Here is a 24,206-nt window from a genome sequence, read left to right as displayed (position 1 = left end):
ATGCCATGACACTGCGAGTAAATTTCGTCCAAAACAGTGCGCTGTGTAGATGCTATGCTCCGCGACACACGTTGGAGCCAAACAATGACGTTCCTGTACAAATCCGAAGTGGCTCGCGGTAATCACTGGAAGTCCATTTTCGCGACACGAGAGCCGAATCTACCCTTTCGGATGTGGCCCGATGTAGGTGATCCCGCGCTGGTTCGGTACATAGCGGCTTGGCTACCGCCAGACGACATTGCAACCGCATATCCAAACCTCGAAGTCTTATTCTCCGTCGGGGCCGGTGTAGACCAACTCGATTTGGACGCTGTGCCGTCGCATGTGAAAGTCGTTAGGATGCTCGATCCGAGCGTCCCTGAGATTATGGCTGAATATGTTGTCACCGCAGTGCTATCCTTGCATTGCGACGTCCTGACCCACGCAGCTCAGCAACAGAGCGGGATATGGAATCCGCTGCCGTCCCGCTCCGCGGGAAGCAGGCGCGTGGGCGTGCTCGGCCTTGGCCAATTGGGCAGACTTGCTTGCAACAAACTGGCTACCGCCGGCTTCCGGGTCGCCGGGTGGAGCCGCTCCCGGCACGAGATAGACAGTATCGAGACGTTTGTAGGGGCGGACGAGTTCGACGCGTTCCTGGGGCGGACCGACATTCTGGTTTGCCTTTTGCCACTGACACCGGCTACCCAAGGCATACTGGGCGGCAGTGTTTTTTCCCGCCTTCCACATGGTGCCATGATTGTGAATGTCGGGCGTGGTGGCCATCTTGATCAGGCCGCACTGTTGGCGGCTCTAGACAGTGGTCAAATTTCCGGAGCCGTGCTCGATGTGACTGATCCTGAGCCACTGCCTTCGAATCACCCAATGTGGCAGCATCCGCGCATTCTGCTCACCCCGCATATCGCGAGTGCCGCACAGCCGGAGACATCCGTAGAGGTTATCTTAGATAACCTTCAATTGCTTCGGGCAGGCAAGGATCCAATCGGATTGATTGATCGACAGCGCGGATACTGACGAAAGCGAGCGCCGTGAAGGTGGTAAGCAGCGTGGCAGCATGCAGTCTGACCTCGTTCTCCGACCGCTTCGTGGTGCAACGATCGCAGCGCTTAAACTCTAACCCAGCGCTGGGCCAGTTGGTATGTTCACCGTGCTAACGTCCCTGCAAACTCAACGTGGCCGTCGTCTCGAGCAATCGAAACCAAATTTAAACCCGATGACGTTGCCCCCGGTTTTTATCCAGCCTTGAGTTCGTTTCCGGCGGTTGTGGAGCCCGTCCGGGCTGGTGAAGCGACGGGCTCTGGCGCTGTGCTTGTCGCATAGCGCGGCGTCAGAGCTCGTCGCGGGGTGAAGGTCGAGGCGAAGACAGACGGCGTCTGCCACCCGAGCTGGGAGTGAGGGCGTTCGGTGTTGTAGTCTGAGCGCCAGTTGGCCAAGGCGGTCCGGGCCTGTGAGAGGGACGAGAACAGCGTCTCGTTCAACAGTTCGTCTCGCAGGCGGCCATTGAAGCTCGCGATGAAGCCGTTCTGCATCGGCTTGCCGGGCGCGATGTAGTGCCATTCGACGCTGGACTGATCCGCCCATGCCAGGATCGCGTTGCTGGTGAACTCGCTGCCATTGTCGCTGACGACCATCTTGGGCCTGCCGCGCCCGGCGATCACACGGTCGAGTTCGCGCGCGACCCGAATCCCCGACAGTGAGGTGTCGGCGAGCAGCGCCACGTTCTCTCGCGTGCAGTCATCCACGATGGCCAGGATCCGGAAGCGGCGGCCATCGGTGAACTGGTCGGAGACGAAGTCGAGAGACCAGCGCTCGTTGGGCCCGAGGGGCACCAGCATCGGCGCTCTGGTGCCGATGGCCCGCTTGCGGCCACCGCGCCGGCGCACCGCCAGCTTCTCCTCCCGATACAGCCGGAAGAGCCGCTTGTGGTACACGACATGGCCTTCGCGTTTGAGCAGGACATGTAGACGCCGATAGCCGAAGCGTCGGCGCTCGCGGGCGATCGCAATCATGCGATCCCGCAGAGCGCGATCGTCAGGGCGCGCGGATTGGTATCGGACGGTCATGCGGCAGCAGCCGATGGCTTTACACGCACGCCGTTCGCTCATCGCGTGATGCTCCACGAGATGCGCGACGGCTTTCCGCTCGGCAGCGGGCGTCACCATTTCTTTCCCAGCAGATCCTTCAGCGCGACATTGTCGAGCATCGCATCGGCCAGCATCCGCTTCAGCTTGGCGTTCTCGTCCTCCAGCGTGCGCAGGCGCCTGGCCTCCGACACGTCCATCCCGCCGAACTTCGCCTTCCACTTGTAAATGCTGGCGTCGCTCACACCGTGCTTGCGGCAGAGATCGGCGACCGAGACACCCGATTCCTGTTCCTTCAGGATCGCGATGATCTGCTCTTCCGAAAAGCGGCTGCGCTTCATGTTCTGGTCCTCTCAAGGGGCCAGAACGAACTTCAAACCGGATCAAGCCCGAGGGGCAACGTCACCGAGCGCATGCGCGCGACCGACTTCTGCGAGCCAAAACCACCGGACGGTCCGTTGTAAGGTTGGATGCTGATCTTCCGGCCGCTCGTCATCTCGGTTCGCCGTTGCGAAGAGCGAACGCAGCAGGTGTGGAACGTTTCGCGGCTTGAGGCGCGGCAAATCGCGCCTCAAGGTCTCGAGGTGTCAACTATCAGAATGTCCGCTGGAGATTCAGCCGCCTGTAAGAGGATTTTGAGTTTGCTTAGGACATATCCTTCGCGCCACAAGTGCGCGCAACTGGCCGAGGTTTTCCTGCGTCTTAACAAGTGGCCAGCCGGCTTCCATCAACAATACCTGCGCAGGAAAGCCGTCCCCTTGTGGCCTCCAATGCTCTTCTGTGTTCGGCCAGCGTCATGCGAGCATGAACTGCGCGGTCAATTGCGGCTCGGCGAAACCCGATAGCTCTGTGACAAGGGCTGCGATCTCATCGATCTGCTTCTCCACAAGATCGAACGGCACGGCCTCGCCGCGCAGTTCGAACTCGGCCTGTACGTCATCGACCGAGTCATGGCGGCGGGGGAACGTATCGAGCCAAGCGTGATAACCGGCGACGAAGAGCGTCGTCAGATCGGCCACCGGCAAAGTTCGAAAACGGCGTCCCCGCAAGGCGTACGCCCGCTGGCGGTCTGTTGCGATGGACATGATCACTCCTCCCCTTCGTTAGTCTGCCGGGCGGCCTCTTCCCAATTCAGGATCTTGCGCATCTTGGAGGCCCAGACCGTCGGGTTCTCCGGAAGCTCCTTCGAGAGGAGATGACGGGCGACTGCCGGATCGACTTGGCTACGTGCCACTAGGTTGACGACCTCGTTGTCGCGGCCCTGCAGCAGCGTGCCGAGCCCGACCTTGATGTTGCGGGCGGTGTTGCCGCCGCGGAAGCCGCCCTGGACCGTACGCAGGCCAAGCTCGAGCACGCGCATCGCAGCAGCCATGTTGCTGGCCGTCGGCGAGCCGGAGGTGCCCTGTACCGTCGCGAGGAACTCCCGCGGTTCCAGGACGCGGCGAGCGCGCTGAAGCGCCTGCATTGCCGACGCGTCGTCCTTCCACGCCGCGGCGATGACGCGATCGAGGTCAGGATCCTTCTCGAGCCCGACAAGCTTGGAGTAGGAGGGAGGCAGGCCACCATCGGTCGTCGCTTGCCGGTTGGTGTTGGTCACGCGATCGGCCAGATAATCGGCCAAGGCACGACGCAGGCTGTCCGTGCCGCCGGGCACCTTCTCGATGCGGGCGGCAAGGTCAGCCATCTGCGCCGGCGGGTTGCGGCTCCCGATGATGGCCTGGACGCCCTTGCGGCCGCTGGTGCCCATCACAGTGGCCAGCGCACTGTCGGCGACCTCGGCGTCGGTAAGCTTCAGCCGCCCCTTCACCGCCTCGACGGCCTGCGTGAAGCCATCCTCCAGCGCTTTGCCGGCGCGGGCGCTGGCGATCATGGAGTCGAACTGCACTTTGCTCTCGGGAGCGTGGGCCAGCACCGGGCCGTACTCGTCGATGAACTTTCCCAGCCGTCTCGGGCTGACTTTGCCGTTCTCGACGATCTTCTGCGCTGCGAGCCCGACGAGGAAGTCTCGACGCGCCTGTACGATTGTCATCGGGTCGCTCGAGGTCTCCATGACGCGGTTGAGCGATTGCATCCCCTGTATGCCGCCCGGCGCCGGCGGCTTGATGAAGCGGCCGGCCGTCTGCTCCGGCGGCGTAAGCGTGCGCCCGGTGAGATCACCGCGCTCCTTGCGCATGTCACCATAGATTTCGACCACCGGGTCGCCGGGACCGGGCGTCCGATAGCGAGCGTTGAACTCGTCTCCGGCCTGCAGTCCCTTCGCCAGGCGCTCCGCCTGCGGCGTCCCGCCTGTCTCCGCATAGCCGCGTAGCTGCTGGTTGATGGCGGTGCGGAGCCCGTCCACAGCTTCGCGCTGCTTGATCGCCGACGTGTTGCCGTTGCCGATCGCCTTCGCGTAGGTGTCCGACAGCTGCGCCAGCTCAGGCCTCAAATCGTTGAGCTCGACGAGGGTCATCTCTGCGATGCCGCGCGTCTCCGTGCGCGTGATCGGGGCGCCGCTGGCGTCCAGGATCGGGCTCTCGACGGTGACGTCGTGCGGGCGCCTGCCGGCGAGCTCCGATGCGCCTGGCACGCGCTTGCGGAAAGCATCAGGCAGGTTCACGCCGGCCGCGAGGGCGCGATCGGCTGCGTCGAAGATCGGGGTTGCGTCGAGCCGAACTTCGTTGGTCGGGTCGATGGTCGAAGAGCGTAGAGCGTCGGCCCGCTTGGTACGCAGGTTCCGCATGTCTCCTGTGATGACGCTGTCCATCTTCTGGCTCGCGGTCGTCTGGCGAGTGGCAGCCCCGTCGGTCAGAGCAGCGCCTTCGGAAAACCGCTGGGCGCCGATGCTTTCCTGGCCAGCTTGCGTGCGGGCAAGGTCGGCCTCGACCGGTCGGCGCATATCCGCAGCGACCTGGCCGGCGGCTTTTGGGAACTGGTTCGGATCGGCGCCATCTGGCCCCATCCCGCGGATCTGCTGACCGGCGTAGGTATTGATCTCACGATCGCGTTCGAAGATTGGCGTCGCTGCCGGAGTGGACGTGTTGCGCACGCCGCGCTCGACCCGCGCCAAGCCAACGTTCTCGGAAATCTGGCCGGTTGTCGGCACGGGCGCGCCCATCGCGACGAACTCGTCGGCGTTGCGGCCGATGGTGTCGGCGGCCTCTCGCGCAGCGGTCGAGCCGCCAGCTTCCGCCTGCAGGAACTTCGCAGCGTCTCGCGACGTCGCCTTGCTGACATAGGAGCCGTCGGGATTGAAAGGGAGGTCGCGATCCGGCCGGCCGGCCGTCGCCCAAGCGTAGGTTGCCTTGGGGCCGAGCGTGAGCGCATCGCTCAGCGAGGTAGCGCCGACGCCGCCAGCCAAGCCGGCGAGCAACGACGTGAACGGCCCGCGATAGTCCTCCGGCAGCATCGTATCTGCTGCAGCCAGGCCGGTGCCGGTTCCAACACCAGCGACGGCATCCCGCGCGACGGCTTTGCTCGCATGCTGCCCTTCATAGGCGTCGAGCAAGGCGTCGGCGATCCGGGGCTTGTCGGACGGTGCGCGCGAGGCGGCGACACTGCGAAGGCCAAGTCCCTGCAGCAAGCCGGCAAGACCGAACCGGGTGGCCTGGTAGGCCGTCTTACCGCGGGCGTCCATGCTGTCATAGTCGAGCGGCTCGACGCCGGCCGCGGTGGCAACCTCCGAAGCGCGATCGGCGATCCAATCGCTGCCACCGACGGGCTTTTCGATGAAAGGCGCGACGTGGTTGCGCGGCTGGCCGGTGATCGCGCTCTTGATCGCGCCAGGGGTGTTGATGATGCCACGAGTGGCATTGTGGAGCGCCGTGGCCAGATCGACGGGCATTCCCGCGAGGTCAGCCGCAGTGCGAGCGCCGCCTTGGATCGCCGCCTCGACCGGCGCATAGCCGCGCTGGTCGAGCGGGACGCTGGACGCCTTGCGAGGGCCTTGGCCTAGCGCCTCGTACTTCGCGTCGTCCTGCCGCGCCTCCTCAGCGCGCTTGGTCGAGTTCTGCCAGAACGGATCCGTCGCACGCTGCTGCGGCGTTGGCCGCGGCGCGAAGTTCGGCGGCTGAAATGCAGCGAGGGGAGCTGACGGGGCTTGCGTGTCAGGAGCGCGCTCAGGCGGACCCCCGTACTCGCGGCGCATGACCGCGGCCATGGCGTCATCGGACATGTCGAGCGGGAACTCGACGATGTCTCCGTTCGGGGCCTGGATTCGCTGAAAGGAGCCTTTCGGGGCGCTCGGCGGAGTCGACAAGATGCTGATGATCTCGTCGTCGGTTGCGTCGCCGGGCACCTGAAGAGTGCGGCCCTCAAACTCGATAAGGCGATCAGGCTTCGCTGCAGCGGCGGTCGCAAAAGGATCGTGATCCACCGGAACATAGGTCGGCTGGCGCGGAGGGACTAGCTGCGTGGAGTTGAAGAGAGGCTGCGTCATCGCGACCTCACGAGCGGTTGTTGTGAGGGGAAGTGACGAACTCCACGTCCAGGGGCACGCCGTAGCCTGTGGCAGCAAAGAAGGCGTTTTCGCTGTTAAAGGGCGCCATCAGCACGTCGCCGTCGTCCATGAGAACGCCGCCATGGCAAGCGCCGCCGCCATAGGTGCCCGGCGTCGACCGCGCGTTGTTGCTGCCAAGGTCGATGATCTTGCCGACGGTGCTCTGGAATGGCACGAGGAAGAATCGACCATCCGGCAGCGCTACACCGCCGGCGAAGTTGGCAACTCCGGCGTCGCCGACATGGGCTGGGAACGGCGTAAGAATATCGGAAACGAAGTCGTAGATTGCGGGCATTCCGTGCTTGTGCGGAAAGAGCATCACCTTCGTGTCGTCGATAAGGGCGCCCCCGAAGAAGCTCTCCGAGGCCGGAAACTGCTGCGCACCCAGGGTCGTCGCGTTTGTGTCGGGATCATAGACCGCCGCTCGACTTGCGCAGTGAGGCACCATGAGCACCTTGCCGTCCGGCAGCGCGACACCGCCGGCGTAGGACATGCCACCACCGATCTCGTCGGAGCCAAAGGACCAGGTCGTCTCGGATTCGAGAAATACGCCTACGCGAGATGCGTTATGCGGGACGAAGACGGCCAGTCCGTTCCTGGTTACGACGACGCCGGTATACGCGCTGTTGCCGGGCAGATCGGTCTTTAGCGTCTCGACCAGCTCCCACGACGGATTGTAGGCGATCAAGCTCGTCGAATTGTGGGGCGCCATCATGATTCGGCCGCTGGGCATCAAGGCGCCGCCATTATGAGCACCAGCCCCGGCATATGCGCCGCCGGGCGTGACGAATTTGCCGGTGCGGGAGCGATAGATCCGGGCGGTGGCGCTTGAATACGGGACCAGAAAATAGCTGCCGCTATCTGGCATTCGGACCACCGCAGAGAACGAGTTGCTGTGAGCTCCAGGCATCGGATCAGGATGGACGAGCTTTGCTGCCGACGGCTTGATCAGATCGGACAGACGTTGGCTCAACCCTTCTTTCGCGGAGGCGTAGGCAGAATAGCCTTCCGCGAAATGTCCGGGCGCCGACGTCCATGGAGGGAACGATGCGCGAGACCCGTCGACCCCTCGGTCGCCCTTCTCGCCCCGCTCCCCCTTCGCGACAACAACGGTCTGCTCAATTTGGCTAGCGACCTCCGCGCTGACGCGGGCGTCGATAATCAAGTCGATGCTGCTCATGCCATGATCTCCTCGAGTGTCAGGGATGATGAAAATCGGCCGATGCCAGCGGCGTCGGTGTCAGTGAGCGTGCGGTTCACATCGAGCCGACCCGGCGACTGGAGGATGAACTGCACCCTGTAGGTTGTGGCGATCGTCGCGCCCGGTGCGTCGATGATCTCGGCGGTGACGACCTGAATGCTGTTGCCGTCCGATACCCGTGTCGTCCCCCCAAAGGCGGAAACGCGGTTCGATGCAGCCGTGCCGCCCCCGACGTTGGCCGACGCGCGCACAAGTGCGAAGGCCGTTGCATTGACGTCGGAGAAGGCTTGTAGGCGAGGGACCGCCCTGATGAGATTGGCGCCGGAGCCAGGAGTAATATCGACCGTCAGACCGGTGACGTCCGTCAGGACTCCGGCAGTCGTGGACGTGAAAGTGCCGGGCAGGACGACATGGCGACGGTTCCCTGTCGGCTCGCCGGGGCGGGCCACGCCGGGGCCGAATAGGACGGTGCGGGTGGGAGCCGAGTTCCAGGAGCCGGCCGTGGTGAGGCCGCTATCCCAATCGGCGAAACCGACCAGGCAGATGAATTTCGAGGTAAAGGCGGTGTCGGAGTAGATCACCTGCGCGCTGTCGGCAGCACCGGCGCCACCCTCCGCCGTGCCCGAGAATGCCGACCACTCCGCCAGCGACATGACATTGGCTGACGTCGCGGAGGTGGCGGTGGTCTTGACGATGCCCAGCCGGACCGCGCCGGCATCATCCGCCGCCACGATCCAGATGCGGAAGGGGGCGCCATTGCTCGCGCCGAGCGTCGAGCCGCTCGACGCCGTGACAGAGAGTGCCGCTGTGACCGTGCGGACGACAAAGCCACCGGTGCCATCCTGGAAGACGAAAAGAGCGGGGTCTGAGGCGGAAGGGTCGCTGCCCGCCAGCGTCTTCAGTGCAAAGGTCTCCGCACCACCGGTGCGTGTCTGAACAATCTTACCATTCAACACGCCCGCCCGCGCAGGCACTGCAGAACTCGCCAGCCTGAGCGCGTCGATATACCCGGCAGCCATTTTGGCTCGGCCCGTAGCGTTGGCGCTCAGCGCGCCATCGGCGATCTTCGCCGTCGTGACGTTAGCATCGACGATCTTCTGCGTGGAGACGGCGCCATCGGCGAGCTTCGCCGTCGTGACCGCGAGGTTCTGGATTGCTGCGGTGCTGACACTATTGGGGCTGATCGCGAGAGGGGTGATGTCTGCGATGGCATCCCAGAAGGTCGCATTCGGCGGTTGATTTGCACCCGATGAGAGGTGCGACGACTTGGCCTTGTAAAAAATCGAGCCGACCGCGACGCCGTCGCTGATGAGGTAGTTGATGCCCGACGCCCACGTTCCGCGGAACGTGAATCCGATCGAAAGCGAATTGGAGAGCGAGTCCTGCGTGACGTTGCCATTCTTCAGCGCGCCATCGTCGCGCTGGATCTTCGCCAGCGCCACCAGCGTCTGGTCGAACGTCAGCTTGACGGCATTCAGCTCGTTGTCGACCTCGTCGCCAGGCAATGGCGACGTCGGCTGCTGCGCCTGATAGTCCTGGAAGTTGAACTGGCGGTTGTAGGGTGTCGGCTGCGCCATAACGGTTCTCGCCTGTAAAATCAGGACCTGGCGCGGCGAAACCAGCGAGAACGCCCACTGTCGCTAGGATAACATGCCTTCCGTGGAGACGAAACTCCCATCCTTCGGAATCTCTGAAGGCGAGGGCAGGAGACAGAACGCTACGCGTTGTCGCCTCTTTAGCCAGTCATATTTCAAGTAAAAATCACTAAAGGAGACAATATAGCCATTTGTAAGCGTGTTGACTCAAAATATCAGAAATACTAGATGAATAAAATCAGAGAAAATCGAGGCAGGGGCGATGAAGCCAGACCAAGATAAGAAGATTGCCAGACTGACAACCAGGGAGGGAAAGTGGTGGAATATACGTTTCTTCGATCGTAGGGTTCACGATTTTGCGCTGATAGATTTGAAAACTGACAATCAGGACGTGGCGAGAAAGCTGTATTATTGGTGGCTCTTTGAGGAATTAGAGCAAGCAACGATTTCTGCGCCGCGGCCTGTCATGGGTATGTCGGTGCACCGAGCCATTTCTGATTTTATGTCTGCGCCCGACATGAAAACTGATAATTCAGATGAAAAAATTGCGATATACTTGAAGTTGATAAATGGGTTTGGCCAAAAATCCTTGCAGGAGATTAGAGATAAAGACTGCCTTTTTTATGCCGAAAGCCGCATTTCAGAACTGGTAAACGACAACACTACTGAGATTCAGCTGCGAGAAATCCACTATCAAATTCGAAAAGAGCTACAATTACTCAGAAAGATCGCGCGATACGCTAGAAGGTGGCAGAGGATAATCGAAAATGACATGCCGGACATCACCTTGAACGTTGACCCGTCACACATGACTTACCGCCAGTTGATGAGGCCGATCCAGACGACGAAATCGAGAAGAAGAGTAGGGGAGCTCGGCCCTTGGGCGTATGTGCAGCGAGCGATGACGCGCCGTTTGATCCTGGCTCGAAAGCTCGGGTAGGAGTTAGCCATCCGAGGTTTTCAAAAATCGGAAAATTTGGCGAGCGGCCTCCGGGCGTCGCGGACCATGTGGGCCGCCCCCTCCCCAGGGGGTGGTATCGCGTTTTAGGGAGCGGGGGTCAGATCGCCTGGCCGCTGGTACCGAACGCCTGCGCCCTTTGCGTCCTCTGGGATGAACTCAAGCCCCGCGACCTCAAGCGCCTGGCCCAGCCGCTCCCATGTATCAGGGTAGCCTTTTGAGCGGCCATTCTCGAAGCGGGTGATCGTCATGGCTGACACCCCTGACATCTCCGCGAGGTCGCGCACGCCGATTTGAAGGGCTGCGCGGGCCATCCGGCATTGGCTAGGCGAGATTTTCATTTCCTACCTGTTGACACGGTAAACATGTTAGAGCATGTTTACAGGGTAATCAGGTTGTCTGATTATCGCAACCCCTAGGGACATACGCCATGACCGCTCAGCTCTCCCTCGCTTCCTTCGCCCCCGTCGCAAACATGACCTCTTCGATGCTCTCCCTGGCAGAAAAGCAGCTGCGCGAGCTGAATTCCGCTCTAGAAGAGACCGGCACAGAGGCTTCTGACGCAATCTGCGATGAGCATTCGGCACTGGTGGAACTGTCGCTGGCACTGCCCGCCGAGACAGATTCCGACCGCGCAGCTCAGGTCCGCATTCTATTGAACCACGTCATGCCGGCAAGCTGGCTCGGTGAAGATGAGGATTTGGATTGGCACAACGCGATGGCCCGTCGCCTTCTGCTGAAGTTTGCAGGCCTCGACCCGATGGTCGATCCTACAGGCGTGTGAGACCACGGTATCAAGCAAAAGGGCCGGTCCGTAAGGGCCGGCCTTTTTCATATCTAGCGACGCATTTTAGCGGGCCGCGGCGACCCCGTGGCGACCCGACCGCAGACACGCAAAAGGCCGCTCTCGCGGCCTAAGCAAATACGACGTAATTTCAGGAAGTTAGTTGGCGCGCCCGAAAGGATTCGAACCTCTGACCCTCAGATTCGTAGTCTGATGCTCTATCCAGCTGAGCTACGGGCGCGTACCGATCGACACGCGCCTTGGCCGCGTCGTTTCGATGGTGGCGGAATAGCTGCTCGCTCTCGACTTGGCAACCCTGAAAAGTCGGTTTCGTCTTCCGGAGCATCCAGAGACTGAAGCATTTTCATGCGAACCTGCCGGCAAGGGATCCGTCCCCGCCGCGGCGGCCTTCAATCGTCTCGTATGATGATCGGCTTTGCCGCCTCGCCCGCGGTGATGTCTTGCCGGGCAAGGCGGGTCCTGCGAATCTTGGGCAGTTTTTCCGCGATTCCATAAAGCTGCTCGCGGCGGTCGATTTCACGCCAGACATCGTCAGGTGCGATGCCGAGTTCGCTCCAGAGGACGACCAGATTGTAGACGAGGTCGGCGCTTTCCAGGATCACACGGCCACGGTCGCCCTGGACTGCTTCGAGACCGACCTCGACGGCTTCCTCGGCCAGCTTCTTGGCCATCTTCGGCACGCCCTCGCTCAGCAGCTTGGCTGTTCGCGAGAAGGCCGGATCGCGTGAGCGGGCGGCAAGGACGGCGGCGTGCAGCCGGTGAATCGAATCAGCCATCTGGCCAGAGTCATCCTGCGACATGAGAGTTTCGTGACGATCGGGCATGGTGGCACGAGTTGGACGCGCCCGGTCAGTCCGCTGCGAAGGGAGCAAAGAACCTTGCGACCTCGGTGTAGACGTCGCGCTTGAACGGGATGATCAATTCAGGCGTCCGCTCCAGCCTGTCCCAGCGCCAGGCATCGAATTCGGCCTTGTGTCCACCTGCCGGACTGAGGATGTCGATCTCCTTTTCGTCGCCCTCGAAGCGGAAGGCGAACCATTTTTGCACCTGGCCGCGCCAACGGCCCCTCCAGGCTTCCTTGCCGATATCGACGGGGAGGTCGTAGCTCAGCCAGCCCGGCGCCTGCGCGAGCAACGTGACGGAGGTGACGTTGGTCTCTTCCTGCAATTCGCGGCGCGCCGCCTCGAGCGGGGTCTCCCCCTTGTCGATGCCGCCCTGCGGCATCTGCCACTCATGGTCGGGGGCGACATGCTCGCGTAGCGCCTTGTTGGCGCGACGGCCCAGGAACACCAGCCCCTGACGATTGAACAGCGCCAGCCCGACGCAGGGGCGATAGCCGTATGGGGGTTTTTCGGTCATGGCAGCGAGCCTGTCTTGCCGGGGTCGCGCAGTCCGCGTGCGGCGCTGACGGGAACGAGTTGCAATCCCTTGCCCTCCAATGTCGCGGCCCAGCGCGCGATCCGTTCGATCGTTACAGGCAGGGCGCTGGCGGCTGCGATGGCGACGCCCCGTTCACGGGCGAGCGCTTCGAGCCTGTCGAGTTCCTTGTCGATCGCGTCGGCGCGCGCGACGCTGTCGATGACGCGGTCGACCTTGAGTGCTGGAATCTGGGCGCGCGCGGCCGAGGCCGCAAGCAGGCTGCGCGAGGAGGAGCCGTCATCGACGACCATCAGCCCGCGCCCGGCGATTTCGCGCAGCACGGGGGACAGCGCGGTCTCGTCGGCGGTCAGGCGGCCGCCGAGGAAATTGACGATGCCGACATAGCCGGTGAAGCGGCCCAGCAGCCATTGCAGCCGTTCGCCGTTTTCGGCCGCCTTGGGACCGGCCAGCAAGGTGTGGGGGCCGGGGTCGTTGTCGGGATAGTCGAAAGGTTCCATCGGAACCTGGAGGAAGACCTCGTGACCGGCGCCGCGGCTGCGCTGGACGGTGCGTTCGAGATCGGCGCCATAGGGCGCAAAGGCGAGCGAGACCGGGCCGGGCAATTTCGCGATCGCGTCTGCGGTGCCGCTCTGGCTGATGCCGAGACCGCCTACAAGCAGCGCGATGCGGCCGGCGGGTCTGGTCGTGGGCTGCGGGCCGAGCGGGCGGGCATAGACCTGCAAAGAGGTCGAGCCGTCGGGGCCGATCCTGGGGAGGATGCCCTGGCGGGTGCGTTCGACGAGGCGGTTGTCGGGGGCAGGGGCGAGCTTGATCACGCCTTCCGCGTCGGGGACGGTGATGACGATGCTGCCCGGCGCTTCGGAGCCCGGCCGGACGACGGTGACGCCCGATTCGGTTTCGAGTTGGCCTGCGCTGGACTGGGAGCGCGGAGCCGGGGCGGGGCCCGGCTGGGGAGCGGAGGCGACCTGCGCCGGCGCGCGCTTCTCGATCGGGGCGCTGGCGATCGGCTCGCCGCCATCGGGATCGCGGCTGACGGCAATGTAGACAACAAGGACCAGAAGTGCTGCCGAGACGATACCGGCGGCGGCGCGGGCGGCCAACCGCAGCCACGGCCTGCCCGGCGTGGCGATACGATCCTGGCCGAGTGGCCGATTGATCTCGGTGAGCGGCATTCCGGCCAAGGGCAGCCGTCCTCAGCTAGTCGAACCGGACCCGAATCAGCGGCCCGCCAACGCTCATCTTGGCGGTTGCGGCGGCCGCCGTCGAGAGCGGCCGCATATTCGGCCTCAGCCTTCAGTTCGGCTTGGGGGCGTCGGTCGTGGGCGCCGGGGCGGCGGCGTCCTTCTTGACGCCGCGCAGCAGGTCGAGCGCCGCGATCAGCTGCGTGTCCTTGGTCGGGTCGTTGGGAACGTAAGAGGCCGAGCCGGACTGTTCGTCCTTGCCGTCGCCGGCCTTGAGATGGCCCTTCAGCGCCGCCTCACCCTTGTTCTCGGTCAGCTTGTCCTTCAGCTCGGCCGGGATGTCCTGGATGACCTCGATATCGGGCGTGATGCCCTTGGCCTGGATCGAGTTGCCCGAGGGGGTGTAGTAGCGCGCCGTGGTCAGGCGCAGGCCGCCATTGCCGCCGAGCGGGATGACCGTCTGGACCGAGCCCTTGCCGAAGGAGCGCGTGCCCATGATGGTGGCGCGCTTATGGTCCTGCAGGGCGCCGGCGACGATCTCGGCCGCCGAGGCCGACGAGCCGTTGATCAGCACGACGACGGGCTTGCCCCGGGTCAGGTCGCCTGCCTTGGCGTTGAAGACCTGGGTCTCCTCGGCGTTCCGGCCGCGCGTCGAGACGATCTTGCCGCGCTCCAGGAAGGCATCGGAGACCAGGACCGACTGATCGAGACGGCCGCCGCGGTTATTGCGCAGATCGATGACATAGCCCTTGACCTTGTCAATGCCGATATCGGCATTGACCTTGTCGATGCCCCTGCGCAGGCCCTCATAGGTCTGCTCGCTGAAGGTGCCGATGCGGACATAGCCGACATCGGCCTCGACACGCTCCTCGACGGCCGGCACGACGATGGTCGAGCGGGTCAGGGTGAATTCGAGCTGGTCGGGCTTGCCCGGCCGCTCGATCTTGAGCTTGACCTGCGTGTTGATCAGGCCGCGCATCTTCTCGACGGCCTGAGTCAGGCTGAGGCCCTTGACCTCGTCGCCGTCGATCTGGCGGATAATGTCGTTGGTCAGGATTCCGGCCTTGGAGGCGGGCGTGTCGCGGATCGGCTTGGCGACCTTGAGGACGCCTTCCTCCATCGTGACCTCGATGCCGAGCCCGCCGAACTGGCCGCGCATGTCGGTGTCCATGTCGCGGAAGCTCTTGGCGTCGAGATAGCCGGAATGGGGATCGAGCGACGAGACCATGCCATTGATGGCGGCCTCGATCAGCTTCTGTTCATCGGGCTTCTCGACATAATCGGTGCGGATCTTCTCGAAGATGTCACCGAAAAGGTTCAGGCTGCGATAGACCTCGGCCGAGGCCGCGACCGCGCTGGTCGAGGAGAACAGGCGCGTCTGTGTGACGACGCCCGTGAGGCTTGCGCCCACCACCGCGCCGGCGAATACGAGAGAAACCTTGCGCATCATCCGCCAGCCTTTTCGCCTTGCGATTTCGTCCACCACGGCGTCGGATCGACCGAAACGCCGTCTTTTCTGAATTCGATATAGAGCACGGGTTGCCCGGCTCCAGAACCCGTTATCGAGGCAGCAGCTTCCGACGTTTCGCCCATCACTGCAACCGGTTCTCCCGCGAGAACGAATTGATTCAGTGAAACATCGATACGCTGCATACCGGCCAACAACATATAGTACCCGCCGCCCGCGTTCAGGATCAAGAGTTGCCCGAAGGAGCGGAACGGACCAGCATAGACCACCCAAGCGTCAGAAGGCGCCGAAACTAGGGCGCCGGGCCGGGTGCTCAGCGAAATCCCGCGCGTCGTGCCGCCGGTTGTGTCGTTTTCGCCAAAGCCACGCAATTGTGAACCCACTGCCGGCAAGGGAAGAAGGCCGCGCGCCTCGGCGAAGGCGATCTTGGGGCCGAGGCGGGCCGGATCCTTGAAGGCGAGCGCCGCCATGCGCTGGCGCTGCTCGCGCGTCTCGGATTCGAGCGCCGTGCGGGCCGAATCGGCGGCGCGGCTGGCGACGGATATCTCCTTCTCCATGCGCTCGACGAAATCGCGCAGGCCCTTGGCCTGGGCGGCGAGTTCGCCGTCGAGCCCGCGCTGGGTCTCGGCATCGCGGGTGGCGCCGGCCTCGCGCTCGCGCCTGGCCTCGACGAGGGAGGCGAGACGCTGGCGCTCGCCGGCGAGGTCCTCCATCTCCGACGACATCGCCTTGCGTTCGCTGGCAATGCCGTCCCGCAGACGAACGAGTTCGCCGAGATCGGTGCCGAGGATCTCGATCTCCTGGCGCAGGTCGGGGACAACGGCGCCGAGCAGCATCGAGGCGCGCACCGCTTCGAGAATGTCCTCGGGCCTGACGAGGACGGCAGGCGGCGGGCGCCTCCCGATGCGCTGCAGCGCGGCGAGGACTTCGGCGATCAGGCCGCGCCGGCCCTCCAGCGAGCGGCGGATCGCGGTCTCGCTCGACTGCAGCAGGCTCAGCCGGGATTCGAGCCCGCTGACCCGCCGTTCGATCGACTGGGTGCGGGAGGTCGTGTCGAGCAGCGCCTTGTTCAGCGCGGCCCGGTCGGCACGGATCGCCGCGATCTCGGCATCGAGCTTGGCGCGGCGCTCGGCATTGCCGGCGAGGCGCTGCTCGATCGCCTTGAGTTCGACCTCGCGCGCCTGCTTCTCGACCCGCTTCTGCTCGGCTTCGCGGGTGAGCTGGTCGGGATCGGGGGAGGGGGATTGGGCGGCCCCCGGTCCGGACGCGAGAAGCACCGCCGTCATTGCGAGCGCAGCGAAGCAATCCAGAGGTATGCGCGAGACGCCTGGATTGTTTCGCTGCGCTCGCAATGACGGCAGGCCGGCAGGGGCAATTGCCAGCCCGTGCCATCTGCGAATCAGGGAGCGCCAGTTCGTCATGCGCGATGATAGGGGTGTCCGGCGCCGATCGTCAGTGCCCGGTAAAGCTGTTCGAGCACCAGCACGCGCACAAGTTGATGCGGAATCGTCAAGGCGCCGAAGGCGAGCGTGATGTCGGCGCGGCTTCGGATCTCGTCGGCGAGGCCATCGGCGCCGCCGATCACGAGGCTGGCTGATGCCGTGCCGGCGTCGCGAGCCGCCGCGATCCTGTCAGCGAAGGCGTCGCTGTTCAGGCTGCGGCCGCGTTCGTCGAGCGCGATCAGCAGACCGGGCTGGAGTTTTGCGAGGATCGCCTCGGCCTCGTCGCGCTTGCGCTCGTCGGGCCGTCGGCCGCGGCTCTCGGTGATCTCGACGATCTCGGGCCCGCTGAAGCCGAGCCCGCGTCCCAGCGCGAGCGCCCGCTCGCGATAGCGCTCGCAGAGCTCGCGCTCGGGTCCATCCTTGAGACGCCCGACAGCGATCAGGGCAAGGCGCATCGCGCGATGCGCTTCAGCTCACGAGCCGCTCATTGGGCCGGTCGGCGCCCCACATCTTCTCCAGATTGTAGAACTGGCGCACTTCCGGACGGAAGATGTGAATGATGATGTCGCCGGTGTCGATCAGCACCCAGTCGCAGGCCGGCATGCCCTCGACCTTGGGCGTGGGCAGGCCGGAGCCCTTGAGGGCTTCGACCAGGCTGTCAGCGATCGAGGCGACGTGACGGTTCACCCGCCCGGACGCGATGATCATGGCGTCGGCCAGAGAGGTTTTTCCGACGAGGTCGATGACGGTGACGTCCTCGGCCTTCATCTCTTCGAGAACATGGATTGCGAGGGCTATGCTGTCGGCGGACGGGTTGTCCGACACAGCAGCCTGGGGAAGCGGCATGGGCTCGGCCTCACCAAGGGTTTGACGGTTCAGTTCCGTATCCTCACATGACGACGCGCTCGGAGCGCGACATCATCAAAATACGCCTGACGGGGCTGAAATTCAATCGGATTTAGCCTGTTGCCGCAATTGGGTGGAGGAGAGCGCCGAGCGCCGCCCATGCAGGACGATCCAGGCCGGTGCGCAGGCGCCGGCAAGCGCCGCCGCCTGGCTTTCCGAGATCCGCCAGCGCGACAGCCAGCCGGCGGCCGGCGAGGCGATGGAGCGATGGGTCGAGCCCGGCCGGTCGATCACCGCGATCGGCATCATCCGGGCGATTGCTCGCCACTCGTTCCAGCGGTGGAAGCTGGCGAGATTGTCGGAGCCCATCACCCAGACGAAGCGCACGCCGGGACAGCGCAGCTTCAGCGCGCGCAGCGTGTCGGCGGTGTAGCGGGTGCGCAGGCGCGCCTCGATGCCGGTGACGTGGATATGGGCATGGTCGGCGACCTCGCGGGCGAAGCCGACGCGCTGCGCGAGCGGGGGAAGGGCGGCATTGTCCTTCAGGGGATTGCCCGGCGTCACCAACCACCAGATCCGGTCGAGCTGGAGCCGTCGCAGCGCGGTCAGGCTCGCCAGGCGGTGGCCGTCATGGGCCGGGTTGAAGCTGCCGCCGAACAGCCCGATGCGCAGGCCCGGCGCATGAGGCGGCAGCCGCAGATATTCCTGCGTCGCAACGGGAGGCTGGCTCACGGCCGGATCTGGCCATCGCCATGGACGCGGTACTTGAAGGAGCAGAGCTGCTCGACACCGACAGGACCGCGCGCATGCATGCGGCCCGTGGCGATGCCGATCTCGGCGCCGAAGCCGAATTCGCCGCCATCGGCGAACTGGGTCGAGGCGTTGTGCAGAACGATCGCGGAATCGACCTCGGCGAGGAATCGGCGGGCCGCCTCGGCATCGGCCGTGATGATCGCCTCGGTGTGGTGCGAGCCGTAGCGCTCGATATGGTCGATCGCCTCGTCGAGCCCGGCCACCAGCTTCACCGCGATGATGCGATCGAGGAATTCGGTCGCCCAGTCCTGCTCCGTCGCAGGCGTGACGCGGGCGTCGACGGCTTGCGTCGCCCCATCGCCGCGCACGGCGCAGCCGGCGTCGAGCAGGGCTTTCACCAGCGACGCGAGATGCGTCGCCGCGCAGGCTTCGTCCACCAGCAGCGTCTCGGCAGAACCGCAGACGCCGGTGCGCCGCAGCTTGGCGTTCAGAACGATCGCCTGGGCCATGTCGAGATCGGCCCGCTCATGGATATAGACATGGCAGTTGCCGTCGAGATGGGCGAAGACCGGCACCCGCGCATCGCTTTGGACGCGGGCAACGAGGCTCTTGCCGCCGCGCGGCACGACGACGTCGATCGCGCCGTCGAGACCTTTCAGGATTTCGCCGACCGCCGCACGGTCGCGCGTCGGCACGAGCTGGATCGCGTCGGCCGGCAGGCCCGCCTCCTCCAGCCCCTGCCGGAGCGCGGCGGCGATTTCGGTCGAGGTGCGGAAGCTGTCGGAGCCTGCTCGCAGGATCGCGGCGTTGCCGCTCTTGAGGCAGAGCGCGCCGGCATCTGCCGTGACGTTTGGCCGGCTCTCGAAGATCACGGCGATGACGCCGAGCGGGGTCGCGACGCGCTCGAAGCGAAGCCCGTTGGAGGCTTGTGTCCACTGCGCCAGCACGCGACCGACGGGGTCGGGCAGCTTTGCGATATCGGCGACGGCGTGAGCGACTTCGGCAAGGCGCTTCTCGTCCAGCATCAGGCGGTCGATGAAGGCGGCGTTCTGGCCGGCGGCCTTCGCCTCGGCGATATCCTGGGCATTGGCGGCGAGGATGGCGGCGGCGCGCGCGGTCAGGGCGTTGCCCATCGCGTGCAGCGCAGCGTCGCGCTGGGCAGCCGGCGCGAGCGCCACGGCACGCGCAGCGGCGCGGGCACGCCGGCCAAGCGCGTGCATCAATGCCCCAACATCGTCCGCATCGTTTGTCGCGACTATGCGGAGCGTCTTATCGCTCGTCATTTGGTGAACCTGCCATTGCCTGATCCACGCAACCTTAGCCGAGCCCGAGCGCCATGTCGTCCCGGTGGATCATCTCGGCGCGGCCGGGATAGCCGAGGATCGCCTCGATGTCGCGCGAAGCCTTGCCGATGACGCGCGCCGCCTCATGCGCATCATAGGCGACGAGCCCCCGGCCGAGCACCGCGCCTGCCGTATCGCGGATCAGGACGGCGTCGCCGCGCGCGAATTCACCCTCGATCCGGCTGACACCGACCGGCAGCAGGCTCGCTCCGCCGCGCAAGGCGCGGGCCGCTCCGACATCGACATGAAGCGAGCCGCGCGGCTCCAGCGAGCCCGCAATCCAGGTCTTGCGCGCCGTGGCGGGCGTGGAGGCGGTCAGGAACCAGGTGCAGCGGGCGCCGGCGTCGATCGCGGCGAGCGGGTTCTTGGCCCGTCCGTCGGCGATCAGCATGTGGGTGCCGCCAGCTGCGGCGATCTTGCCGGCCTCGATCTTAGTGCGCATACCGCCGCGCGAGAGTTCCGACGCCGCACCGCCGGCCATGGCGTCGATCTGCGGCGTAATGCGCTCGACCAGCGGGATATGGCGGGCCGACGGGTCGCTCGCGGGTGGCGCCGTATAGAGCCCGTCGATATCCGAGAAGAGTATCAAGAGGTCGGCGCCGGCCATGGTCGCGACGCGGGCGGCGAGCCGGTCGTTGTCGCCATAGCGGATTTCGGTGGTGGCGACGGTGTCGTTCTCGTTGATCACGGGAATCGCGCGCAGGTCGAGCAGGCGGCCAAGCGTCGCTCGGGCGTTGAGATAGCGCCTGCGTTCCTCGGTGTCGGCGAGCGTCAGCAGGATCTGGCCCGCGGTCAGGCCGTGATGGCCGAGGGCCTCCGACCAGGTCCTGGCCAGCGCGATCTGGCCGACGGCCGCCGCCGCCTGGCTTTCCTCCAGCCGCAGCGGCCCGCCGGGCAGGCCGAGCACGGTGCGGCCGAGCGCGATCGCGCCCGAGGAGACGACGAGCACATCGGCGCCGCGCAGATGGAGATCGGCGAGATCCTCGGCGAGTGCCGCCAGCCAGGCCTGGCGCAGGCGGCCGCGCTGGCGGTCGACGAGGAGGCTGGAGCCGACCTTGACGACGATGCGGCGGAATTGGCTGAGGGACGGCGTTGTCACGAGGCGACCGGTTGGCTTGAGCAGGCGTTATCGCCTTGGCTGTTGGCGAAAACCGGAGCGTTGTAAAGTGTCTGCGCCGTGGTCGCCGGGGCGAGGATCGACGCTCGACAGACGGTTTGGATTGACAAGCGGGTTTCGAGCGCCCATATGACGGCGGTCGATATTTAGGCCGAACGACGTGGCCCCGCGCATGAGAATGCGCCTGCTGACGACCTTCCTGCTCAAAAAATCGAAAACACCGGTGCGTGAGGTTTCACGCACTTCCATTCTACGCAGCGAAGGAATTCGTCATGAGCGTCGGTACAGTCAAGTGGTTCAATTCTACCAAGGGTTTCGGCTTCATTCAGCCGGATGATGGCGGCCAGGACGTGTTCGTCCACATCAGCGCCGTCGAGCGCGCCGGAATGCGCGATCTCAGGGAAGGTCAGAAGATCTCCTTCGAGCTCGTGCAGGACAAGCGCTCGGGCAAGATGTCGGCCGATCAGCTCCGCGCCGAGTGAGGCTTTAAGCCGCTTCGGCGGGCATTGGAATCGGGTTCGGCGACCACGGATGTACTGGCGCTTTACCCCTCTCGCCCTCGACGATGCGGCATGACGAAGGGTCGGGGATCATATCCCGGCCCTTTTTCCGTCATTTGAAACAGGAGACACAGGCATGCAGGTTCTCGTTCGCGACAACAACGTCGACCAGGCCCTTCGGGTTCTGAAGAAGAAGATGCAGCGCGAAGGCGTGTTTCGCGAGATGAAGCGCCGCTCGGCTTATGAGAAGCCTTCCGAGAAGCGCGTCCGCGAGAAGGCCGATGCCATCCGCCGCGCCCGCAAGGTCGCCCGCAAGCAGATGCAGCGCGAAGGTTTGATCGCCGCCCCGAAGGTGAAGCCGAAGCCGGTCCGCGCTGGAAGCCCAGCACCTGCGCGTTGATTTCTATACCATTCCGACGCGATTTGGATTATTGCGCGCTCGCGGGCTGCAAATCCGCCCGTGTGAACCCCTAGAAGGCCGACCTTGAAGAACCCGAACGACCGTAGCTTTACTGATCGCCAGTCCAATTCCGCCGCAGCCAAGAAGGCGCTCCTGGAGCGCTTCAAGTCGCGCCCGGGTCCGGATGACCCGATCATGCAGCAGCGCCGCGCGGAACGCGAGGCCGTCGCCGTCGCGCGTGCCGAGCGCGAGGCCGAAAAGGCAGCCGCCCGCGTCGAGGCCGAACGCCTTGCCGAGATCGAGCGCGTCCGTTTGGTCGAGGAAGAGCGCCTGGCCGAAATCGCCCGCGAGGTCGCCCGCAAGGCCGAACAGGCCAAGCGCGATGCCGAGCGTCCGCGCAAGGTGCTGCTCGAGGCCGTGCAATATGCGCAGCTCCGGGCCGCCGGCAAGGGCGGTCGTCGCTGACCTGCTGAACAAGCCCGGCTGACGGGGTTCTCGCTCGCGCCGACTGGCGGCAGGGAGACTCGGCAGTCTCGACGTTTCCGGCCCGGGGTGTTTTACCTCAGGCCGGCGTGACACGCCTCCTCTCAAACCGTGATCGGAGCGAGCCGCCATGGCGACGCGAGGACTCTCCCCAGACGAGATCAAGCGGCGGGCCCAGATGGCTTTCGACAAGGCCGACGCCCGCAAGCAGGAAGCTTCCCGCGCCATGGAGGCCGAGCAGTCGGCCCGCGACGCGGTGCTGCAGAAGACCGCACGCCTGCGCGCGCAGCGTCTTGCCAAGGAAGCCGCCGAGGCGGAGACGGCCGCGATCGTTGCATCCGAGCAGGCCCAGGCGAAGGCCGAGATCGTCGAGGCGAAGGCCGCCGCAAAGGCCGCCAAAACCAAGACCGCCACGGACAAGGCCGCCAAATCGGCCGAGCGCGTGGCTAAGGCTGCAGAGAAAGCTGAGAAGGCCGCCAAGCGGGCCACAGCCGAGTAATCGGCGGCGACTGCGCCGTCCGCTTCGATACAATTCAGGCGGTGACGAATTTCAGTGCGATGCCGTTGAGGCAGTGACGCTTGCCGGTCGGGGCCGGGCCGTCGTCGAAGATATGGCCGAGATGGCCGCCGCAACGCCGACAATGCACCTCCGTGCGGCTCATGAAGAACGATCTGTCCGTTTTCGTCGCGACCGCATTGTCGAGCGGCGCCCAGAAGCTCGGCCAGCCGGTCCCGCTGTCGAATTTCGTCGTCGAGGCATAGACGGCCAGGTCGCAGGCGGCGCAGTGGAACGTGCCGGCACGCTTCTCCTTGTCGAGCGGGCTCGAACCGGCGCGCTCCGTGCCCTCCCGGCGCAGGACGTCATATTGCGCCGGTGTCAGAAGCCTCTTCCATTCGGCGTCGGTCCTGGTCACCTCGAAGCTGCCCTCGACGGCGGCGGAGGCGTCGAACAGGCCCAGCCCATAGGCGGCCGTGCAGGCGGCGAGCGCCGAGGCCGTCGATAGAAGCAGGTTGCGTCTCGTGATCATGATCGGACTCCAGACCTCTTACCGATAACGCATTGCGGTCAACGGAGATGCAAAGCGGAGCATCACGAGGGCGTTACGCAGGGCGCGGCCGGCTTCAGCGGTCGAGACGCTTGTCCTGCCCGCAGCGGAACGTCCCGCCGTTTTCGTCGGCAAGGCGCCGTGCCTGCGCATTAGCATCCTTGCCGCGGCCATCGACGCTGCCGACGATGCAGGAGACATCGTCCTGGCCGATCCTGTGGACGACAAGCCGGGTCACGTCGAGGTTTCCGATAGTCTTGCCCGCCTTGTAGCGCAGGATCGCGATCTGCGGCCGTCGCCCCTTCGGGCCGCGCCATTCGATCGTGGTTCCGGCCTCGAAGAATTCCAGTCCTTCAAAGAGGGATTCCCCGATCGTCCTCTTGCCAAAATTGACCGATGTCGAATCGGCCTCGGCCGTCCAGACGATCCGGATGCCGGCGGGGCCAATGCAGGTGGTCTCCATCAGGTCGTTTCCGGCGGGAGATTTGCGGCAGGCCTCGTAGTGATGACGCGTGTAGCTGCTCACCATCTCCTGTGCCGCCAGCGGCGAGGCCGTCAGCACACCGGCGAGTGCCGGTCCCGTCCAGCGCAGCGCTGATCCCATTCTCTGTACGTGCCTCGATTGGAGTCGGACGGTCATCAAGCGCGCCTGGTCTCCGATAGGCAAGCGGCACAGTTATTTTCATCGGCGCGTGATTTTTTTCGAGGCGTCCGGCGATTTCGGTTCAGAGCCAACCAAGGCGGAAACATGGCGAATGGGTCGCCGTCCTGGTCAACCGGAGAACGACAATGACACCGATCAAGAAGAGCCTGGCCGTCGCCGTCACCGCCCTCGCCCTGGGCGCTTCCGTCTTCACTTCGAGCACCGCGCAGGCTGGTCCCCGCTACGGCTGGGGCGTCGGAGCTGGCGTCATCGGAGCCCTGGCCGTCGGCGGCATGCTCGCTGCGACTGCACGTCCGGCCTATGGCTACGGCTACGGTCATGGTTACGGCTACCGTCACGGATATTACGGAAACCCGGTCTATGTCAGCGACGGTCCCGCCTATCGCTGCCGCATGGTCGAACGCGTGAACTACTATGGCGAGGTCGTCGGCCACCGCCGGGTCTGCCGCACCTACTACTGAGCGCGACC

Annotated in this window: 26 protein-coding genes and 1 tRNA gene; 8 read left to right on the top strand and 19 right to left on the bottom strand. The window is 64.7% G+C overall.

What is annotated here, in order from left to right; translation table 11 throughout:
• Positions 1 to 84 precede the first annotated feature (84 nt).
• Complete coding sequence (locus AXW83_RS14780; RefSeq protein ID WP_066614722.1) at positions 85 to 1,011, top strand: 2-hydroxyacid dehydrogenase; 927 nt, start codon at positions 85 to 87, stop codon at positions 1,009 to 1,011.
• A 218-nt stretch (positions 1,012 to 1,229) separates the two neighbouring features.
• On the opposite strand, the gene AXW83_RS14775 is transcribed toward AXW83_RS14780, so the two are convergent.
• From AXW83_RS14775 to AXW83_RS14750, 5 genes are all read right to left on the bottom strand, one after another.
• Positions 1,230 to 2,419, bottom strand: a protein-coding gene (locus AXW83_RS14775; protein ID WP_442855192.1) for an IS3 family transposase whose coding sequence is annotated in 2 segments (ribosomal slippage) — positions 1,230 to 2,170 and positions 2,170 to 2,419 — 1,191 coding nt in all. Because the reading frame shifts where the segments join, the coding sequence is not laid out codon by codon here.
• A gap of 453 nt (positions 2,420 to 2,872) precedes the next feature.
• Entirely contained in the window at positions 2,873 to 3,169 is a 297-nt protein-coding gene (locus AXW83_RS14765; protein ID WP_156640059.1) for a hypothetical protein, read from the bottom strand.
• A complete protein-coding gene (locus tag AXW83_RS14760) occupies positions 3,166 to 6,495 on the bottom strand; it encodes a hypothetical protein (RefSeq protein WP_066614714.1) in 3,330 nt (1,109 codons plus the stop codon). Before AXW83_RS14760 ends, AXW83_RS14765 begins: the two co-directional genes overlap by 4 nt.
• Before the next feature lie 7 nt (positions 6,496 to 6,502).
• The gene (locus AXW83_RS14755) at positions 6,503 to 7,735 is read right to left on the bottom strand and encodes a hypothetical protein (RefSeq protein ID WP_066614712.1); all 1,233 of its coding nucleotides are present in this window, start codon (positions 7,733 to 7,735) and stop codon (positions 6,503 to 6,505) included.
• Positions 7,732 to 9,333 carry a hypothetical protein gene (locus AXW83_RS14750; protein WP_066614710.1) on the bottom strand — a complete coding sequence of 534 codons (1,602 nt, stop codon included), beginning with the start codon at positions 9,331 to 9,333 and terminating at the stop codon, positions 7,732 to 7,734. Before AXW83_RS14750 ends, AXW83_RS14755 begins: the two co-directional genes overlap by 4 nt.
• 280 nt (positions 9,334 to 9,613) lie before the next feature.
• Here AXW83_RS14750 and AXW83_RS14745 point away from each other — a divergent pair, with 280 nt between their 5' ends.
• Positions 9,614 to 10,291 carry a hypothetical protein gene (locus AXW83_RS14745; protein WP_066614709.1) on the top strand — a complete coding sequence of 226 codons (678 nt, stop codon included), beginning with the start codon at positions 9,614 to 9,616 and terminating at the stop codon, positions 10,289 to 10,291.
• Between the two features lie 104 nt (positions 10,292 to 10,395).
• Here the strand turns inward: AXW83_RS14745 and AXW83_RS14740 are convergent, their stop codons facing one another.
• Positions 10,396 to 10,578: a helix-turn-helix domain-containing protein gene (locus AXW83_RS14740; RefSeq protein WP_236841955.1), complete on the bottom strand. Its 183-nt coding sequence runs from the start codon at positions 10,576 to 10,578 to the stop codon at positions 10,396 to 10,398.
• Positions 10,579 to 10,739: 161 nt separating this feature from the next.
• Between AXW83_RS14740 and AXW83_RS14735 the strand changes: the two genes are divergently transcribed.
• Positions 10,740 to 11,093, top strand: a complete 354-nt coding sequence (locus tag AXW83_RS14735) for a hypothetical protein (protein WP_066614706.1) — start codon at positions 10,740 to 10,742, stop codon at positions 11,091 to 11,093.
• Positions 11,094 to 11,257: 164 nt separating this feature from the next.
• On the opposite strand, the gene AXW83_RS14730 is transcribed toward AXW83_RS14735, so the two are convergent.
• The 11 genes from AXW83_RS14730 to proB all read right to left on the bottom strand — a co-directional run bounded on the left by AXW83_RS14730 (position 11,258) and on the right by proB (position 20,626).
• Positions 11,258 to 11,334: transfer RNA gene (locus AXW83_RS14730), tRNA-Arg, on the bottom strand.
• 169 nt (positions 11,335 to 11,503) lie between these two features.
• On the bottom strand, positions 11,504 to 11,890 hold the full coding sequence (gene hisE / locus AXW83_RS14725) for a phosphoribosyl-ATP diphosphatase (protein ID WP_066620545.1): 387 nt from the start codon (positions 11,888 to 11,890) through the stop codon (positions 11,504 to 11,506).
• 73 nt (positions 11,891 to 11,963) lie between these two features.
• The gene (locus AXW83_RS14720) at positions 11,964 to 12,473 is read right to left on the bottom strand and encodes an RNA pyrophosphohydrolase (protein WP_066614705.1); all 510 of its coding nucleotides are present in this window, start codon (positions 12,471 to 12,473) and stop codon (positions 11,964 to 11,966) included.
• Entirely contained in the window at positions 12,470 to 13,666 is a 1,197-nt protein-coding gene (locus AXW83_RS14715) for a divergent polysaccharide deacetylase family protein (RefSeq protein WP_066614701.1), read from the bottom strand. Before AXW83_RS14715 ends, AXW83_RS14720 begins: the two co-directional genes overlap by 4 nt.
• A gap of 121 nt (positions 13,667 to 13,787) precedes the next feature.
• Positions 13,788 to 15,122, bottom strand: a complete 1,335-nt coding sequence (locus AXW83_RS14710) for a S41 family peptidase (protein WP_066620542.1) — start codon at positions 15,120 to 15,122, stop codon at positions 13,788 to 13,790.
• The gene (locus tag AXW83_RS14705; RefSeq protein ID WP_236841672.1) at positions 15,122 to 16,429 is read right to left on the bottom strand and encodes a murein hydrolase activator EnvC family protein; all 1,308 of its coding nucleotides are present in this window, start codon (positions 16,427 to 16,429) and stop codon (positions 15,122 to 15,124) included. The genes AXW83_RS14710 and AXW83_RS14705 overlap by 1 nt, the downstream gene beginning before the upstream one ends.
• Positions 16,430 to 16,560: 131 nt before the next feature.
• The gene (gene rlmH, locus AXW83_RS14700; RefSeq protein ID WP_066614699.1) at positions 16,561 to 17,040 is read right to left on the bottom strand and encodes a 23S rRNA (pseudouridine(1915)-N(3))-methyltransferase RlmH; all 480 of its coding nucleotides are present in this window, start codon (positions 17,038 to 17,040) and stop codon (positions 16,561 to 16,563) included.
• A gap of 13 nt (positions 17,041 to 17,053) precedes the next feature.
• Entirely contained in the window at positions 17,054 to 17,431 is a 378-nt protein-coding gene (rsfS, locus tag AXW83_RS14695) for a ribosome silencing factor (RefSeq protein WP_066614697.1), read from the bottom strand.
• 102 nt (positions 17,432 to 17,533) lie between these two features.
• Positions 17,534 to 18,163 carry a nicotinate-nucleotide adenylyltransferase gene (locus AXW83_RS14690; RefSeq protein ID WP_066614696.1) on the bottom strand — a complete coding sequence of 210 codons (630 nt, stop codon included), beginning with the start codon at positions 18,161 to 18,163 and terminating at the stop codon, positions 17,534 to 17,536.
• On the bottom strand, positions 18,160 to 19,467 hold the full coding sequence (locus AXW83_RS14685; protein ID WP_066614695.1) for a glutamate-5-semialdehyde dehydrogenase: 1,308 nt from the start codon (positions 19,465 to 19,467) through the stop codon (positions 18,160 to 18,162). The genes AXW83_RS14690 and AXW83_RS14685 overlap by 4 nt, the downstream gene beginning before the upstream one ends.
• A gap of 34 nt (positions 19,468 to 19,501) precedes the next feature.
• Positions 19,502 to 20,626, bottom strand: a complete 1,125-nt coding sequence (gene proB, locus AXW83_RS14680; RefSeq protein ID WP_066614693.1) for a glutamate 5-kinase — start codon at positions 20,624 to 20,626, stop codon at positions 19,502 to 19,504.
• A gap of 290 nt (positions 20,627 to 20,916) precedes the next feature.
• Between proB and AXW83_RS14675 the strand changes: the two genes are divergently transcribed.
• From AXW83_RS14675 to AXW83_RS14660, 4 genes are all read left to right on the top strand, one after another.
• The gene (locus tag AXW83_RS14675; protein ID WP_056715847.1) at positions 20,917 to 21,126 is read left to right on the top strand and encodes a cold-shock protein; all 210 of its coding nucleotides are present in this window, start codon (positions 20,917 to 20,919) and stop codon (positions 21,124 to 21,126) included.
• Between the two features lie 154 nt (positions 21,127 to 21,280).
• Positions 21,281 to 21,544, top strand: a complete 264-nt coding sequence (rpsU, locus tag AXW83_RS14670) for a 30S ribosomal protein S21 (protein WP_066614691.1) — start codon at positions 21,281 to 21,283, stop codon at positions 21,542 to 21,544.
• 84 nt (positions 21,545 to 21,628) lie between these two features.
• Positions 21,629 to 22,009 carry a DUF6481 family protein gene (locus AXW83_RS14665; protein ID WP_066614689.1) on the top strand — a complete coding sequence of 127 codons (381 nt, stop codon included), beginning with the start codon at positions 21,629 to 21,631 and terminating at the stop codon, positions 22,007 to 22,009.
• Between the two features lie 148 nt (positions 22,010 to 22,157).
• The gene (locus tag AXW83_RS14660; protein WP_156640057.1) at positions 22,158 to 22,526 is read left to right on the top strand and encodes a hypothetical protein; all 369 of its coding nucleotides are present in this window, start codon (positions 22,158 to 22,160) and stop codon (positions 22,524 to 22,526) included.
• Between the two features lie 34 nt (positions 22,527 to 22,560).
• Here the strand turns inward: AXW83_RS14660 and msrB are convergent, their stop codons facing one another.
• Positions 22,561 to 23,055 (bottom strand): peptide-methionine (R)-S-oxide reductase MsrB, encoded by a 495-nt coding sequence (gene msrB, locus AXW83_RS14655; protein WP_066614685.1) that lies wholly within the window; start codon positions 23,053 to 23,055, stop codon positions 22,561 to 22,563.
• A gap of 94 nt (positions 23,056 to 23,149) precedes the next feature.
• Positions 23,150 to 23,677, bottom strand: coding sequence for a hypothetical protein (locus AXW83_RS14650; RefSeq protein WP_066614684.1), 528 nt, complete (start codon positions 23,675 to 23,677; stop codon positions 23,150 to 23,152).
• 185 nt (positions 23,678 to 23,862) lie between these two features.
• On the opposite strand from AXW83_RS14650, the gene AXW83_RS14645 reads away from it, so the two are divergent.
• Positions 23,863 to 24,198 carry a hypothetical protein gene (locus AXW83_RS14645; protein ID WP_066614680.1) on the top strand — a complete coding sequence of 112 codons (336 nt, stop codon included), beginning with the start codon at positions 23,863 to 23,865 and terminating at the stop codon, positions 24,196 to 24,198.
• The last annotated feature ends 8 nt before the right edge of the window (positions 24,199 to 24,206 follow it).

The sequence above is a fragment of the Bosea sp. PAMC 26642 genome (genome assembly GCF_001562255.1).
Lineage (GTDB): Bacteria > Pseudomonadota > Alphaproteobacteria > Rhizobiales > Beijerinckiaceae > Allobosea.
Note: the sequence above shows the minus strand (reverse complement) of the source record. Positions and strands in the feature narration are given on the sequence as shown.

What these genes read in the sequence shown, in the direction of transcription:
- AXW83_RS14780 (WP_066614722.1), top strand. Translation starts at nt 85, where the DNA reads ATGACGTTCCTGTACAAATCCGAAGTGGCTCGCGGTAATCACTGGAAG.
- AXW83_RS14760 (WP_066614714.1), bottom strand. Translation starts at nt 6,495, where the DNA reads ATGACGCAGCCTCTCTTCAACTCCACGCAGCTAGTCCCTCCGCGCCAG.
- AXW83_RS14755 (WP_066614712.1), bottom strand. Translation starts at nt 7,735, where the DNA reads ATGAGCAGCATCGACTTGATTATCGACGCCCGCGTCAGCGCGGAGGTC.
- AXW83_RS14750 (WP_066614710.1), bottom strand. Translation starts at nt 9,333, where the DNA reads ATGGCGCAGCCGACACCCTACAACCGCCAGTTCAACTTCCAGGACTAT.
- AXW83_RS14745 (WP_066614709.1), top strand. Translation starts at nt 9,614, where the DNA reads ATGAAGCCAGACCAAGATAAGAAGATTGCCAGACTGACAACCAGGGAG.
- AXW83_RS14740 (WP_236841955.1), bottom strand. Translation starts at nt 10,578, where the DNA reads ATGTCAGGGGTGTCAGCCATGACGATCACCCGCTTCGAGAATGGCCGC.
- AXW83_RS14735 (WP_066614706.1), top strand. Translation starts at nt 10,740, where the DNA reads ATGACCGCTCAGCTCTCCCTCGCTTCCTTCGCCCCCGTCGCAAACATG.
- hisE (WP_066620545.1), bottom strand. Translation starts at nt 11,890, where the DNA reads ATGGCTGATTCGATTCACCGGCTGCACGCCGCCGTCCTTGCCGCCCGC.
- AXW83_RS14720 (WP_066614705.1), bottom strand. Translation starts at nt 12,473, where the DNA reads ATGACCGAAAAACCCCCATACGGCTATCGCCCCTGCGTCGGGCTGGCG.
- AXW83_RS14715 (WP_066614701.1), bottom strand. Translation starts at nt 13,666, where the DNA reads ATGCCGCTCACCGAGATCAATCGGCCACTCGGCCAGGATCGTATCGCC.
- AXW83_RS14710 (WP_066620542.1), bottom strand. Translation starts at nt 15,122, where the DNA reads ATGCGCAAGGTTTCTCTCGTATTCGCCGGCGCGGTGGTGGGCGCAAGC.
- AXW83_RS14705 (WP_236841672.1), bottom strand. Translation starts at nt 16,429, where the DNA reads ATGACGGCGGTGCTTCTCGCGTCCGGACCGGGGGCCGCCCAATCCCCC.
- rlmH (WP_066614699.1), bottom strand. Translation starts at nt 17,040, where the DNA reads ATGCGCCTTGCCCTGATCGCTGTCGGGCGTCTCAAGGATGGACCCGAG.
- rsfS (WP_066614697.1), bottom strand. Translation starts at nt 17,431, where the DNA reads ATGCCGCTTCCCCAGGCTGCTGTGTCGGACAACCCGTCCGCCGACAGC.
- AXW83_RS14685 (WP_066614695.1), bottom strand. Translation starts at nt 19,467, where the DNA reads ATGACGAGCGATAAGACGCTCCGCATAGTCGCGACAAACGATGCGGAC.
- AXW83_RS14675 (WP_056715847.1), top strand. Translation starts at nt 20,917, where the DNA reads ATGAGCGTCGGTACAGTCAAGTGGTTCAATTCTACCAAGGGTTTCGGC.
- rpsU (WP_066614691.1), top strand. Translation starts at nt 21,281, where the DNA reads ATGCAGGTTCTCGTTCGCGACAACAACGTCGACCAGGCCCTTCGGGTT.
- AXW83_RS14660 (WP_156640057.1), top strand. Translation starts at nt 22,158, where the DNA reads ATGGCGACGCGAGGACTCTCCCCAGACGAGATCAAGCGGCGGGCCCAG.
- msrB (WP_066614685.1), bottom strand. Translation starts at nt 23,055, where the DNA reads ATGATCACGAGACGCAACCTGCTTCTATCGACGGCCTCGGCGCTCGCC.
- AXW83_RS14650 (WP_066614684.1), bottom strand. Translation starts at nt 23,677, where the DNA reads ATGGGATCAGCGCTGCGCTGGACGGGACCGGCACTCGCCGGTGTGCTG.
- AXW83_RS14645 (WP_066614680.1), top strand. Translation starts at nt 23,863, where the DNA reads ATGACACCGATCAAGAAGAGCCTGGCCGTCGCCGTCACCGCCCTCGCC.